This is a genomic window from Aestuariibius violaceus (genome assembly GCF_040779325.2).
GTDB classification, from domain to species: domain Bacteria; phylum Pseudomonadota; class Alphaproteobacteria; order Rhodobacterales; family Rhodobacteraceae; genus Aestuariibius; species Aestuariibius violaceus.
Genome location: NZ_JBFONT020000002.1, coordinates 565,489 through 579,563, shown reverse-complemented (window position 1 = coordinate 579,563; position 14,075 = coordinate 565,489). Strand labels below are relative to the sequence as shown.

At 66.4% G+C, this 14,075-nt stretch carries 11 protein-coding genes; 7 read left to right on the top strand and 4 right to left on the bottom strand.

Features of this window, described 5'->3' with window-relative positions; all coding sequences use genetic code 11:
- Positions 1 to 57: 57 nt before the first annotated feature.
- Positions 58 to 1,416, bottom strand: a complete 1,359-nt coding sequence (locus tag AADZ90_RS10075) for a M20/M25/M40 family metallo-hydrolase (RefSeq protein WP_367309863.1) — start codon at positions 1,414 to 1,416, stop codon at positions 58 to 60.
- Positions 1,417 to 1,557: 141 nt separating this feature from the next.
- Between AADZ90_RS10075 and hemA the strand changes: the two genes are divergently transcribed.
- From hemA to ispG, 3 genes are all read left to right on the top strand, one after another.
- A complete protein-coding gene (gene hemA / locus AADZ90_RS10070) occupies positions 1,558 to 2,781 on the top strand; it encodes a 5-aminolevulinate synthase (protein WP_367310217.1) in 1,224 nt (407 codons plus the stop codon).
- A 117-nt stretch (positions 2,782 to 2,898) separates the two neighbouring features.
- Positions 2,899 to 4,200 (top strand): helix-turn-helix domain-containing protein, encoded by a 1,302-nt coding sequence (locus AADZ90_RS10065; protein ID WP_367309862.1) that lies wholly within the window; start codon positions 2,899 to 2,901, stop codon positions 4,198 to 4,200.
- A gap of 81 nt (positions 4,201 to 4,281) precedes the next feature.
- A complete protein-coding gene (ispG, locus tag AADZ90_RS10060) occupies positions 4,282 to 5,415 on the top strand; it encodes a flavodoxin-dependent (E)-4-hydroxy-3-methylbut-2-enyl-diphosphate synthase (protein WP_367309861.1) in 1,134 nt (377 codons plus the stop codon).
- On the opposite strand, the gene AADZ90_RS10055 is transcribed toward ispG, so the two are convergent.
- Genes AADZ90_RS10055 through AADZ90_RS10045 form a run of 3 tightly spaced genes read right to left on the bottom strand, consistent with a single transcriptional unit; the run spans position 5,416 to position 7,955 of the window.
- On the bottom strand, positions 5,416 to 5,886 hold the full coding sequence (locus tag AADZ90_RS10055; protein ID WP_367309860.1) for an SRPBCC family protein: 471 nt from the start codon (positions 5,884 to 5,886) through the stop codon (positions 5,416 to 5,418).
- A complete protein-coding gene (locus AADZ90_RS10050) occupies positions 5,883 to 6,623 on the bottom strand; it encodes a DsbA family protein (RefSeq protein WP_367309859.1) in 741 nt (246 codons plus the stop codon). Before AADZ90_RS10050 ends, AADZ90_RS10055 begins: the two co-directional genes overlap by 4 nt.
- Before the next feature lie 15 nt (positions 6,624 to 6,638).
- Positions 6,639 to 7,955 carry a M48 family metalloprotease gene (locus tag AADZ90_RS10045; RefSeq protein WP_367309858.1) on the bottom strand — a complete coding sequence of 439 codons (1,317 nt, stop codon included), beginning with the start codon at positions 7,953 to 7,955 and terminating at the stop codon, positions 6,639 to 6,641.
- A 97-nt stretch (positions 7,956 to 8,052) separates the two neighbouring features.
- On the opposite strand from AADZ90_RS10045, the gene AADZ90_RS10040 reads away from it, so the two are divergent.
- The 4 genes from AADZ90_RS10040 to prfB all read left to right on the top strand — a co-directional run bounded on the left by AADZ90_RS10040 (position 8,053) and on the right by prfB (position 14,048).
- Positions 8,053 to 9,210, top strand: coding sequence for a pyridoxal phosphate-dependent aminotransferase (locus AADZ90_RS10040; RefSeq protein WP_367309857.1), 1,158 nt, complete (start codon positions 8,053 to 8,055; stop codon positions 9,208 to 9,210).
- Between the two features lie 198 nt (positions 9,211 to 9,408).
- Positions 9,409 to 10,173, top strand: coding sequence for an N-acetylmuramoyl-L-alanine amidase family protein (locus AADZ90_RS10035; protein ID WP_367309856.1), 765 nt, complete (start codon positions 9,409 to 9,411; stop codon positions 10,171 to 10,173).
- Positions 10,174 to 10,276: 103 nt separating this feature from the next.
- The gene (locus AADZ90_RS10030; RefSeq protein WP_367309855.1) at positions 10,277 to 12,787 is read left to right on the top strand and encodes a penicillin-binding protein 1A; all 2,511 of its coding nucleotides are present in this window, start codon (positions 10,277 to 10,279) and stop codon (positions 12,785 to 12,787) included.
- A 136-nt stretch (positions 12,788 to 12,923) separates the two neighbouring features.
- Positions 12,924 to 14,048, top strand: a complete 1,125-nt coding sequence (gene prfB / locus AADZ90_RS10025; RefSeq protein WP_367309854.1) for a peptide chain release factor 2 — start codon at positions 12,924 to 12,926, stop codon at positions 14,046 to 14,048.
- Positions 14,049 to 14,075: the final 27 nt, after the last annotated feature.

The window sequence follows — 14,075 nt, the reverse complement described above, 5'->3', positions numbered from 1 at the left end:
CGCTGGCGCCCGCCCGGCGGTGCCGCTTAATCCCGGGCGGGTGGAGGTTTTGATGCCCTAGTTGGAGAGCGCCGCGAGGATCCTGGCCCAGCTGCGGATGCCTTTGTGGAAGCTTTCGACGTCGTATTTTTCGTTCGGGGAGTGGATGCGGTCGTCGTCGCGGCCGAAGCCGGCGAGGAGGGCGGTCATGCCGAGGTAGTCGCCGAAATAGCCGGCGATGGGGATCGAGCCGCCGGCGCCGACGAAGGCGGCCTCGTTCGGCCATTCGTCTGAGAGGGCCTGGCGGGCGGCCTCGAACGCCGGGTCTGAGATGTCCATGGACGAGGCGGGGCCGGCGCCGTGGTCCTTGAATTCGACCGAGCAGTCTGCGGGGAGGGCGTCGCGCACGAGCTTGCGGAAGCTGTCGCGGATCTTGAACGGGTCCTGCTGGCCGACGAGGCGGAAGCTGATCTTGGCGGACGCCTTGGACGGCAGCACCGTCTTGAAGCCGTCGCCGGTATAGCCCGACGTCATGCCGTTGATCTCGCAGGTCGGACGGGACCAGATCATCTCGAGCGGGGTGCGGTCCTGTTCGCCTGCCGGAACGGAGAGGCCAACGTCGCCCAGGAAGGCGTTGGCGTCGAAGGGGAGCTGGTCCCATTGGGCTTTGACGGAGGGGTCGAGTTCGGTCACGCCGTCGTAGAAACCAGGCACGGTGATGCGGCCGGTGTCGTCGTGGAGGCTGGCGAGGATGCGCGCGAGGACGCGGGCCGGGTTGATCGCGGCGCCGCCATAGGAGCCGGAATGGAGGTCGCGGGACGGGCCGGTGATGGTGATCTCTTCACCGAGGAGACCGCGGAGCATCGTGGTGATGGCGGGCGTCTGGGGGTCGAACATGCCGGTGTCGCAGATCAGCGCAAGCTCGGCGCGGAGTTCGTCGGCGTTGTCCTTGAGGAAGGGGATGAGGGAGGGGGAGCCGGATTCCTCTTCGCCTTCGAAAAGGAAGGTCAGGCGGCAGGGGAGGTTGCCATGGGTGGCTTTCCAGGCGCGGCAGGCCTCGACGAAGGTCATGAGCTGGCCCTTGTCGTCGGCGGCACCGCGGGCGCGGATCTGGCCACCTTCGACACGGGGGTCGAAGGGGTCGTGGTCCCAGAGGTCGAGCGGATCAACCGGCTGGACGTCGTAATGGCCGTAGAAGAGGAGGTGGCGGCCGCCCTCGCCGCCATGGCCCACGACCATGGGGTGGCCTGGGGTCTGGCGGGCGTCGGCCGAGATGCCGATGGTTTCGAGGTCACGGACCAGCCAGTCGGCGGCTTTTGTGCACTCGGCGGCATAGGCCGGGTCGGTGGAGATCGAGGGGATCTTCAGCAAGTCGCTCAGCCGGTCCATCGCGGCAGGCAGGTCGGCATCGATACGGGCGAGGACGGGGTCGAGCATCGGGATCTCCTTGAGGGTAATGGCGGTAGGATGTTCCGCGGCGTCGGGAGTGTCCAGACGCGGCAAGGTGTCGTGGTGCGGGATATTGCCCCGCGGGGCGCGGGCCTATATCGGGGGAGGACGCCGAGGGAAGAGGTTGTTTTGGACTACATCGCGCATCTCGACACCGCCATAGGACGCCTTCACGAGGAAGGGCGGTATCGCACATTCATCGATATCGAACGGCGGCGGGGGCATTTCCCCCATGCCGTCTGGCGGCATCCGGACGGGTCGGAGCGGCCGGTGACCGTCTGGTGCGGCAACGACTATCTGGGGATGGGGCAGCATCCGGTCGTGCTGGAGGCGATGCACGAGGCGATCGATGCGGCGGGCGCCGGATCGGGCGGGACGCGCAACATCTCGGGCACGACGGTCTATCACAAGGCGCTGGAGGCGGAGCTTGCCGATCTGCATGGCAAGGAGGCGGCGCTTCTGTTCACCTCGGCCTACATCGCCAACGACGCGACACTGTCGACGCTGCCGAAGCTGTTTCCGGGGCTGGTGATCCTGTCGGACGAGCTGAACCATGCCTCGATGATCGAAGGCATCCGGAGGAATGGCGGGGCAAAGCGGATCTTCCGGCACAACGATCTGGACCACCTGCGCGAGCTGCTGGAGGCGCTGCCGGCAGACGCGCCGAAGCTGATCGCCTTTGAGTCGATCTATTCGATGGACGGGGATTTCGGACCGGTCGAGGCGATTTGCGATCTGGCCGACGAATTCGGAGCGCTGACCTATATCGACGAGGTTCACGCGGTGGGCATGTACGGCCCCCGCGGCGCCGGCGTGGCCGAGCGGGACCGGCTGATGCACCGGATCGACATCATCAACGGGACGCTGGCCAAGGCTTACGGCGTGATGGGCGGCTATATCGCGACGAATGCGAAGATGGCCGATGCCATAAGGTCTTACGCGCCGGGCTTCATCTTCACGACGTCCTTGCCGCCTGCCGTGGCGGCCGGGGCCGTGGCAAGTGTGAAGCACCTGAAGCGCGATCAGGCCCTGCGCGACGATCACCAGACGCAGGCGAAGGTGCTGAAGACCAGACTCAAAGGCCTCGGCATGCCGATCATCGACCATGGCAGCCATATCGTGCCGCTGATCGTGGGCGATCCGGTCCATACCAAGATGCTGTCGGACATGCTGCTGGAAGATCACGGGATCTATGTGCAGCCGATCAATTTCCCGACCGTGCCGCGGGGAACGGAGCGGCTGCGGTTCACGCCGTCGCCGGTTCACGGGCCGGGAGAGATTTCGGCGCTCGTCAAGGCGCTTGATGCGCTCTGGTCGCATTGTGCGCTGAATCGCGCTGAGCTGGCCGGTTGACCCGCGGGAGGCGGGTGCAACCAAAATGTCCCTATGGTAGTTGCTTGATAATAAAGCAGGTCATTCGAATCGAATGATCTGCTATGAAGGGGCAGGCAGCAGGACAGGTCGAAGCCTATGATCAGGCGCGGCAACAAGCGTGATATCGAACAGATCGAGCCTGCGGCTCCGGATATGCCGGATGTCGGGGTGAAGGGATTCGACGATTTCGAGCTGCGCCTGGGCGACATGATGCGGGGCGAACGGGCCACGCTGGGCAAGTCGCTGCTTGACGTGCAGAGAGAGCTTCGGATCAACGCCGCCTATATCGCTGCCATCGAGAATGCGGATCCGTCGGCCTTCGATACGCCCGGCTTCATCGCGGGCTATGTGCGGTCCTATGCGCGCTATCTGGGGATGGACCCGGAATGGGCGTTCCAGACCTTCTGTGATGAAAGCGGGTTCACGACGGCGCACGGCATGTCGAGTGCCGCGTCGACCTTGCGGTCGGGGCGGGAGGATGTGCTGGCGCCTGCGGCGACCGGCGGCAGCGCCGATCCCTTTGCCGCGTCGAAGATGCCGTATCAGCCGATGGGCGAGCGGATGTTCTCCGGCGTTGAGCCGGGGGCTGTCGGATCGGTTCTTGTGCTGCTCGCGCTGATCGGCGGGCTGGGCTATGGCGGCTGGACGGTCCTGCAGGAGGTGCAGCGGGTGCAGCTGGCGCCTGTGGAGCAGCCGCCCACGGTCGTTGCCGATATCGATCCGCTGGCGGGCGGCGGTGCGCCGGTTGTGGAGGAAGAGGTGATCGCGTCGATCCCCGAGGCCCCCTCGGCCGAGGCGCTGGACCGGCTTTACCGGCCGGAGGCGCTGGATGTGCCGCGGCTGATCCCGCGGGACGGGCCGATCGCCACGCTGGACCCCCGGTCGATAGGGACGTTCGTGCCGGAGCCGGCCCCGGCGTTTGACGACATCGCCCGCGCCGATCCGGGCGGGTTTGTCGGGCCGATGCCCTTGCCGGTCGATGCGGTGCCCGACGTGGCCCAGGACGAGGCGCCCCGGTCTGTTGCGCAGGTGACGGAGGATCCGATCCCGAATGTCATCGTCGTTGCAGCGGGTCCTGCCTGGATGCGGGTGCGGGCGGCGGATGGCACGACGCTGAACGAGCAGACCCTGCAGCGCGGGCAGAGCTATGTCGTGCCGATCCTGGAGCGCGCGCCGGTTCTGCGGACGGGCAATGGCGGGGCGACCTATCTGATCGTGGGCGGCGAGGCCTTCGGGCCGGTCGGTGGCACGGGCGAGGTCGTGAGCAACCTTGCCCTGTCGCCCGAGGCCATTCGCGACGGGTATCAGATTGCCGATCTCGAAGCCGATGCGGAGCTGCGCGAATTCCTTGTTGCGCTGAACCTTGGCGCTGCCGTCGAGGCGCCCGCGGCCGAGTGACGCCAAGGGCAAGCGTTGCGGGTTCCGCCTTGCCGCTCTATCTCTAGGACAGCTCTGGAACCGCTTCGAAAGGCGCGCCTGATGTCGCTCAATTCCGTTCGCCCCTGGCGGAACATCTATCGTCGCGAGAGCCGCCAGATCATGGTCGGCAGCGTTCCGGTGGGCGGAGATGCCCCGATTTCGGTCCAGACGATGACGAACACGGTCACGACGGACGTGCCCGGGACGATCGCGCAGGTGGTTGCGGCGGCGGAGGCGGGGGCGGATATCGTACGCGTCTCGGTGCCGGACGAGGACAGCGCCAAGGCGCTGAAGGAGATCACGCGGGAAAGCCCGGTGCCCATCGTGGCGGACATTCATTTCCATTATCGCCGCGGGATCGAGGCGGCGGAGGCGGGGGCGGCCTGCCTGCGGATCAACCCGGGCAATATCGGCAGCCCGGAGCGGGTGCGCGAGGTGATCCAGGCGGCGCGCGATCACGGCTGTTCGATGCGGATCGGGGTGAATGCCGGATCGCTGGAGAAGCATCTGCTGGAAAAGTACGGCGAGCCGTGCCCGGAGGCGATGGTGGAAAGCGGGCTGGATCACATCAAGATCCTGCAGGACAACGATTTCCACGAGTTCAAGATCAGCGTGAAGGCGTCGGACGTGTTCCTGGCCGCGGCGGCCTATCAGGGGATCGCGGAGGCCACGGATGCGCCGATCCATCTGGGCATCACCGAGGCGGGCGGGCTGATGTCGGGGACGATCAAGTCGGCGATCGGGCTGGGCAATCTCCTGTGGATGGGGATCGGGGACACGATCCGCGTGTCGCTGTCGGCCGATCCGGTCGAGGAGGTGAAGGTCGGGTTCGAGATCCTGAAGGCGCTGGGGCTGCGGCATCGCGGGGTGAACATCATCTCGTGCCCGTCCTGCGCGCGGCAGGGCTTCGACGTGATCAAGACGGTCGAGGTGCTGGAAAAGCGGCTGGAGCACATCAAGACACCGATGAGCCTGTCGATCATCGGCTGCGTGGTGAACGGGCCGGGGGAGGCCCTGATGACGGATGTGGGCTTTACCGGCGGTGGGGCCGGGTCCGGCATGGTTTATCTTGCGGGCAAGGCGAGCCACAAGATGTCGAACGAGCAGATGGTGGAGCACATCGTCGAAGAGGTCGAGAAGAAGGCCGCGCAGATCGAGGCCGAGACGGCGGCGAGCGACAAGGCGGCCGAGTAGTCAGCTATAGGCGAAATCGCGGGCGATGAGCTGCCGCCAACGCTTTTGGCGGTGCCGGTAGAAGAGGTGGGCGAAGGCCACGAGGGCGGGTGTGCGCCAGCCGGCGTCGATTTCGATCCGGTCGGCGTAGCGGGTGCCGGTGCCTTCGGGTGCGATGGAGATCAGGTGATCCCAGCGGTGGATCGTGTCGCTGTAGCCGTTGTCGCGGATGAAGCGGGTGCCGTTCTGCGGCTCTGGGTAGCTGATCGAGATGACCTGTTCGCCGAGGGGGACGACCCCGTAGAGACGCATGGCCATGCGGTAGTCGCCTTCGGCATACTGCTCGGGCAGGGTGGGCGGATCGACCGGTTCGAAGCGCACCAGGGGCGCTGCGATGTGAAGAAGAAGAGCGGGGCGGCGGACCTCGTCCCACACGCGGTCGGGGGTGGCGGCGAGGTGGGTCGAGACTTCGACCACCTTTGCCCGGTTCATCCTTCCGACCGTTCCTCCTCGACGATCGCCTGCATCCGGGCGAGCGGGGCGTAGCCGCGGAGGAGCTGGTCGCCCATGATGAAGCTGGGCGTGCCGGAGATGCCCATGCGTTGGGCCAGTTGGTGGTTCGCCGCGATGACCTCGGTCACGGCGTCGCTGTCCATCCGCTCCAGGATCGCGTCGGTGTCGAGGCCGAGCGTGTTGGCGAGGCGGGTCAGCGTCTGTTCGGTGATGTCGCCGTTGATGCCCATCAGCGCGTCCGAGACCAGCTTGTAGCTGTCGTCACCCGCGACCTGCAGGGTGGCGATGGCAAAGCGCGAGGCGAGAAGGGAGGCCTCGCCCAGGATCGGGTATTCCTTGACGACGAGCGTCACGTTGGGATCGGCCTCGAGGAGCGCCGCGACCTCGGGGTGGGCGCGCTTGCAGAAGCCGCAGCGGTAATCGAGGAATTCGACAACGGTGATGTCGCCGTCTTCGGCGCCGCCCCGCCAGGAATTCGGATCCTCGAAAAGCGCGTCGGCATTGGCCGCGATCGCCTCGGCATCGCGGGTGGCCTGTTCGGCGGCTTGCCGGTCTTCGAGGACGTCCATCGCCTCGACCAGGATTTCGGGGTTCTCAAGCAGGTAGGCGCGAATCTGGGCGTTGAATGCTGCCCGCTCATCGTCGGTGAGGGCGTTCAGGTCGAGGGCCGCGGCGGGGGCCGCGGCAAGGCATAGCAGCAGGGCCAGTTTTCGCATGTCCTGTCCTTTCGTTCAGTTGCCGCGGTTGCGTGAGGCCGCACTGACCAGATCTTCGGCCCGGCGCCAAGAGGCAGAGCCGCGCGGCAGAAGGCCGCGGGCCCGTTCGGCGTGGATTGCAGCGTCGTTCAGGCGCCCGAAAAGCGCGTAACGTTCGGCGGTGGTGAGCGAGGCCATGCCGTTATTGCCGTTCTGGGCGTAGGCCACGGCGAGGTCGCGCAGGATCCGGGGGTCTTCCCCATCGCGGGCGCGGGCGCGTTCGAGGGCTGGCAGCGCCTCGCCCGGGCGTCCCGCAGCCAGCAGGGCGCGGCCATAGCCACCGATGATGAGGGCGGTTTCGGGGGCGAGCCGGACGGCCTGACCATAGGCGCCCACGGCGGCGTCGAACTGGCGGTTTTCCAGGAAGATCTGGCCGCGGAGTTCGTGGGCGAAGGGATCGCTGGGCGCCATGGCGACGAGTTGATCGGCCAGCGCAAAGGCGCGGCGGGGGTTCGGCTTGCGATGTTCGGCCACGGCCCGGCGCATGACGCCGATCTGGCTGTTGTCGCCGCGGGCGCGCCGCAGCGTCCAGGAGGGCGCGCGGGTGAAGGCCGAAAGCTTCCCCTTGGCGCGGGCGAACCAGTATTCGGCGGTCTGGTTCGGCGGAAGGCGCGGCGTCGAGGCCGCGAAGCCTTCCATGGCGCGCAGGCGGTCGCGGGTCAGCGGGTGGGTGCTGGCATAGGGGTCCTGGCGGCCGACCGACAGCGCCTCTTGCCCGCGGAAGATGTTGAGGACCTCGACGGCGGCCTGCGGATCGACGCCGGCGCGGACCATGTAACGGACGCCCGATTGGTCGGCCGAGGCTTCCTCGGCCCGTGTATGGGCGAAGAAGGAGCGGCGGGCGGCTTCGGCAGAGCCGCTGCCGATGGCGAGCGCGGCCTCACCCTGGCCGCCGATGGCCGCGGCCGTCGCCAGCGCCATGCCGATCCGGGCGGCCCGGCTGGAGGAGCGGAAGTTCTGCATCCGCCGCGCGATATGGCCATTGGCGATATGGGCGGCCTCGTGGGCGATGACCGCCTGAAGCTGGGCCGCGGTTTCGAGCTTCTCGATCAGGCCGGAATGGATGAAGATCGTCTGGCCATCGGTGACGAAGGCGTTGAGCGAGCTGTCGCCGATGATGATGATCCGGGTCTGGCTGACGCTTAGGCCCGCGGCCTGCAGGATCGGCTGGGAGATCTGGCGCAGGGAATATTCGATTTCCGCATCGCGCAGGAGTGTGAGGGCGCGCGCCTGGCTGAGCGTGAGCACAAGCGCGATGAGGGCAAGGCCGAGAAGGCGTGTGATCTTGAGCATGGCCCTCCGGATGGCCCCTTGAGCGGGGCGCTGGCGATTGACGGCGGGCCGGTCGCTTGGAACAAGCCCCTACGCGCGCGACGATAGGGGAGAGAGCATGCGGAACTCAAGACGGTCCGAGGTGGATGCCTTCATCGTGATGGATGTGATGGAGGCGGCGCGCCGGGCCGAGGCGGCGGGGCGGCATGTGATCCACATGGAAGTGGGCCAGCCGGGGACCGGGGCGCCCGCCGGGGCGCGGGCTGCCCTGGCGGCGGCGCTGGAGGCGGGGCCGCTGGGCTATACGGTGGGGCTGGGGCTGCCGGAGCTGCGGGCGCGGATCGCGGGGCTTTACCGTGAGTGGTACGGGGTGGACCTGGATCCGGCGCGGGTGATCGTGACGTCCGGCGCCTCGGGCGCGTTCATCCTGGCGTTTTCGGCGCTTTTCGATGCAGGCGAGCGGGTCGGGCTGGGGATGCCGTGTTATCCGTCCTACCGGCAGATCCTGAAGGCGATGTCGCTGGAGGCGGTGGGGATGGAAACGCGGCTTGCCGACCGCTTCCAGCCGACGCCCGGGCAGGTGCGGGAGGCGGGGCTGGACGGGCTGATTGTGGCCTCGCCTGCCAATCCGACGGGAACGATCCTGCCAAGGGCGGTTTTTGCGGATCTGGTGGGAGCCTGTGCGGAGACAGGGACGGCGCTGATTTCGGACGAGATCTATCATGGCCTGCACCATGGGGCGCGGGCGGTGAGCGCGCTGGAATTGACGGACGAGGTCTATGTGATCAACTCGTTCTCGAAGTATTTTTCGATGACGGGCTGGCGGGTCGGGTGGATGGTGGTGCCGGAGGCGCATGTGCGGAGTGTCGAGCGACTGGCACAGAACCTGTTCATCTGCGCGCCCCATGCGAGCCAGGTGGCGGCTTTGGCGGCGCTGGAGTGTGGGGAGGAGCTGGAGGCGAACCGGGCGGTTTATCTGAAGAACCGGGATGTGTTGCGGGCGGCCCTGGAGGGGGCGGGGGTGGACCGGATCGCACCGCCGGACGGGGCGTTCTACCTCTATGCGGATGTAAGCCGGTGGACGGAGGACAGCCTGGCCTTCAGCCGGGAGCTTCTGGACGCGGCGGGGGTTGCGGCGACGCCGGGTCTGGATTTCGATCCAGGACGCGGGCATCGGTATCTGCGGTTCTCCTATGCGGGGGCGGAGGCGGAGATCGCGGAGGGGGCCGCGCGGGTGGCGGCGTTTCTGTCCGCGCGGCAGGTGTTGCCGGATTGAGCGCCTGCGGCGCGTTTCATTCTTTATACGCCAGCTTCTGACGGTCGTGCGTTGCCCGGCGGGGCGGTTCTGGCCGGGCCGCCCGATGCCTCCGGCGGGAGTATTTGCGGCCAGATGAAGGGGCTTTGCATGATTGCTCGGGATCTGGCAGAGTGATCTGGAAGCGGTCCGGAGAGAGCGCTCACCAGAGGCGATGTGATGCGGGCTTTTCTGATCCCTTTTCTGATCCTGTTGGCGGGGGCTGTCACGGCAGCCGATAAACGGCCTGTGATTGCGATCGATCCGGGACATGGCGGGCGCGATCCGGGCGCGGTTACAGGAGATCTGCACGAGGCGGATCTGATGCTGCTTTTGGCCCGGCAGGTGGCCGAGGAGATTGCGGCGCAGGGGCAGGTGCGGGCGGTTCTGATCCGGGAGGATGACAGCTTTCTGGGCTTGCAGGCGAGGATCAGCCGGGCGCGGGCCGCGGGGGCCGGCGCACTTCTGTCGCTGCATGCGGACGCTTTGGAGGAGGGCGGCGCGCGGGGAGCGAGCCTATATACATTGTCGGATGAGGCGCTGGCGCCGGCCTCGCGGCTGATGCCGATGCGGCACGGGCCCGACGATCTGATCTTGGGCGTGGACCTGTCGGGCAAGGATGACGGCGTGGCGATCGCGTTGATGGATCTGGTGCGACAGGATACCGCGCCGCGCAGTGCGGCGCTGGCCCGGGCGATCACCGCGGCGATGGAGACGGAGGGGGTGCCGATGAACCGCCGCCCGCTGCGGCATGGATCGCTGGCGGTTCTGCGGGCCGCCGATATGCCGTCGGTCCTGATCGAGGCGGGGTTCCTGTCGGATCCCGAGGACCGGGCGCGTCTGCAGACCGCCGAGGGCCGGGCGGCTGTTGCCCGCGCGATCGCATCGGGCGTTGCGCGGTGGGTCGAGGAGGATGCGTCATTCCGGGAGGGAATGCGGCGATGAGATGCGGCAACAACCGGCTGGCTTTCACATCTTGTTATTTTGACCGGTCCCGGGAAACCACATATAGACCGATGTATTCCACGAGCTTGAGGATACCCCGCCCGTGATCCGCTTTGTCCTATCCGCCCTTGGTGGTCTGTTCTCCATGGTGACGCTTGGCCTGATCATGGCCGCGCTGGGCCTTTGGGGAATCTTCTGGATGTATGGCCGCGACCTGCCGTCGACATCCGTGCTGGCCTCCTACACGCCGAAGACGATCAGCCGGGTCTATTCGGGCGAAGGGCGGATCATCGACGAGTTTGCGACCGAGCGGCGGTTGTTCGCGCCGTCGGAGGAGATCCCGGACCTTGTGAAGCAGGCCTTCATATCGGCCGAGGACAAGCGCTTCTACGAGCACGGCGGCTATGACGTCGAAGGGATCGCGGCGGCGGTGCGCGATGCGGTCCGGTCCCGTGGGGAGGATATCCGCGGCGCTTCGACGATCACCCAGCAGGTGATGAAGAACTTCCTTCTGGACGGGTCGCGCTCGGTCGAGCGGAAGATCAAGGAGATCATCCTGGCGGCGCGGATCGAGGAGACTCTCTCGAAGGACCGGATCCTAGAGCTTTACCTGAACGAGATCTTCCTTGGCGCGAATTCCTACGGGGTCGCGGCCGCGTCGCAGAGCTATTTCAACAAGCCGCTGGCGCAGCTGAACCTCGAAGAGGCGGCCTATCTGGCCATCCTGCCGAAGGCGCCGTCGAACTATCATCCGGTCCGTGACCGGGAGCGGGCGATGGATCGCCGCCGCTTCGTTCTGCGCGAGATGTGGGAGAACGGCTATATCACCCGCGAGGAGTTCGAGACCGCTGCGGTCGCACCTTTGCGGACGGTGCAATCGGGCGACTTCGCGAGCTTCAAGGCCGAGCTGCCGCCGCGGGGCTATTTCACCGACGAGATCCGGCGCCAGCTGTCGGGCACGTTCGGCGAGAGCGAGTTCTTCTCAGGCGGGCTGTCGATCCGGGCGACGATCGATCCCGAGATGCAGATCGAGGCCGAAAAGGCCCTCCGCCGTGCGCTGGAGCAGTATGATCGCGGGACCGGTGAATGGCGCGGCACCGGGGAGGTCATCCCGGAAGAGCAGCTGGCCAACTGGCAGGAGGCGCTTGGCGATGTCGACGTCCCCCGCGATGTGGTGCTTGAGCAGGAGTGGCATCCTGCCGTCGTGCTGGAGATCGCGGATCAGAGCCTGACGCTCGGCATCGAAGACTGGCGCGATGGCGACCCAGCACCCGTGGTGCCGCGGGAAGACATTCAGTGGATGCGCGGCAACTTCTTCGACAATTTCGAACGGGGCGACGTCGTTCATGTGCGCAAGATGACGACGGATGACGACGGGGCGTTCATCCGCTGGTCGCTGCGCCAGATCCCGGAAGTGCAGGGCGCCTTCATGGCGATGGACGTGCATACCGGCCGTGTCCTGGCCATGCAGGGCGGCTTTTCCTACCAGCATTCGGTTTTCAACCGGGCGACGCAGGCGGATCGGCAGCCCGGATCGGCCTTCAAGCCCTTCGTCTATGCTGCGGCGTTGGATTCCGGTTACACGCCGGCGACGATCGTCGTTGACGCGCCGATCGAGGTCGAGATCCCCGGCGGCGGTGTCTGGCGGCCGAAGAATGCGACGAATCGCTACTATGGCCCGACACCGTTGCGGACGGGGATCGAGTGGTCGCGGAATCTGATGACGATCCGCCTGGCCCAGGAAGTGGGCATGGGCGTCGTCGCCGATTACGCAGAGCGGTTCGGCGTCTACGACAACATGAACGCCTATCTGTCGAACGCCCTCGGCTCGGAGGAAACGACGGTTTTCAAGATGGTCGCCGCCTACGCGATGTTCGCCAATGGCGGCGAGCGGGTGGAACCGACGCTCGTTGACCGGGTGCAGGACCGCTACGGCACCACGATCTATCGCCATGACCGACGGATCTGCGAAGACTGTTCGGACCCGCGCCTGCCCTATGGCGAGGCCCCGTCGATCGTGTCGAACCGGGATCGGGTGATGAATGCCGTGACCGCGTATCAGCTGACCTCCATGCTGGAGGGGGTCGTGCAGCGGGGAACCGCGGCGCGGGCCGTCAACCTGTCGGTGCCGGTGGCGGGCAAGACAGGAACGACGAACGACGAGAAGGATGCGTGGTTCGTGGGCTTCACGTCCAACATTGCCGCCGGGTGCTACATTGGTTTCGACAACCCGCGGCCGATGGGACAGGGCGCGGGGGGGGGGCGGCTTTGCGCGCCGGTCTTCAATGAATTCATGCAGGCTGCTGTGGCCAAGTACGGTGGCAGCAAGTTTGCGATCCCGGAAGGCTGCGATTTCATCCAGATCGACCGCTTCTCGGGATCGCGCCTGCCGCCCGGCGCGTCGGGCGGCAATGTCGTGTCGGAATGCTTCCGGGCGGGAGAGGAGCCGATCTTCGGGATCACCTTCGATGGTGGGTTCACGATGGCCTCCGACGTGCCGCTGTTCGAAGAGGCGGGCGGTGGTGGCCGCCGGGTGACGACCTCGACCGGACAGTCGGTAACGGTGGGGCCGCGGGCGAATTTCGGAACGCTGTCGTCGGGCGGGCTTTACTGAGAAGGGATGCTCATCGGCCCTTTGCGGGCCTCTTCGCGAGCGAGAAGCGCCCGAACGGGAGCGCCGAGCGGACGGTTTGACGGCCCTAAGGGCCTTCGCTACACCAGCGCTTCATTCCGCTTCGAGGTTCCGTTCCATGCGCGCCGAAATCCAATCCGTCGTCTCAGATATCGAGAAGTCGCTGACGCTTCTGCGGCAGCGGATGGATCACGAGACCGCCGCGCATCGGCTGGAAGAGTTCAACGCGCGAACCGAGGATCCGAACCTGTGGAACGATCCCGAGGCGGCGCAGAAGCTGATGCGGGAGCGGCAGATGCTCGTCGATGCGATCGAGACCGAGAAGACGATCGCGCAGGAGCTTTCGGATAATGTCGAGCTGATCGAACTGGGCGAGATGGAAGACGATGCAGAGGTCGTGGCCGAGGCCGAGACGGCGCTCAAGGCGCTGAAGGAGCGGGCCGCGCAGAAGGAGATCGAGGCGCTTCTCGATGGGGAGGCGGATGGGAACGACACCTTCCTAGAGATCAATGCGGGCGCGGGCGGCACGGAAAGCTGCGATTGGGCGTCGATGCTGGCGCGGATGTATGTTCGCTGGGCCGAAAAGCATGGCTACAAGGTGGAACTGCAATCGGAGAGTGCCGGCGATGAGGCCGGCATCAAGTCGGCGGCCTACAAGATCTCGGGACCCAATGCCTATGGCTGGCTGAAGTCGGAATCGGGGGTGCATCGGCTGGTGCGGATCTCGCCCTTCGACAGCTCTGCCCGGCGACATACGTCTTTCAGTTCGGTTTGGGTTTATCCGGTGGTCGACGACAATATCGAGATCGAGGTGAACCCGTCGGATATCCGGCTCGACACCTATCGCTCGTCCGGGGCGGGCGGGCAGCACGTGAACACGACCGACTCGGCCGTGCGGATCACCCATATTCCGACGGGGATCGTCGTGACGTCGTCGGAGAAGTCGCAGCACCAGAACCGGGACATCGCGATGAAGGCGCTGAAGTCCCGCCTGTATCAGATGGAACTGGACCGGCGGAATGCGGCGATCAACGAGGCGCATGAGAACAAGGGGGATGCCGGCTGGGGCAATCAGATCCGGTCTTACGTGCTGCAGCCTTACCAGATGGTGAAGGATCTGCGGACGAGCGTCGAGACCTCGGACACGCAAGGGGTTCTGGACGGCGACCTTGACAAGTTCATGGCGGCAACGCTGGCGCAAGGCATGTCGGGCAAGGCCCGCGGCGAGGGCGCGGACGCCTGATTGCCTTGACGCGGGCGTGCCGTGACG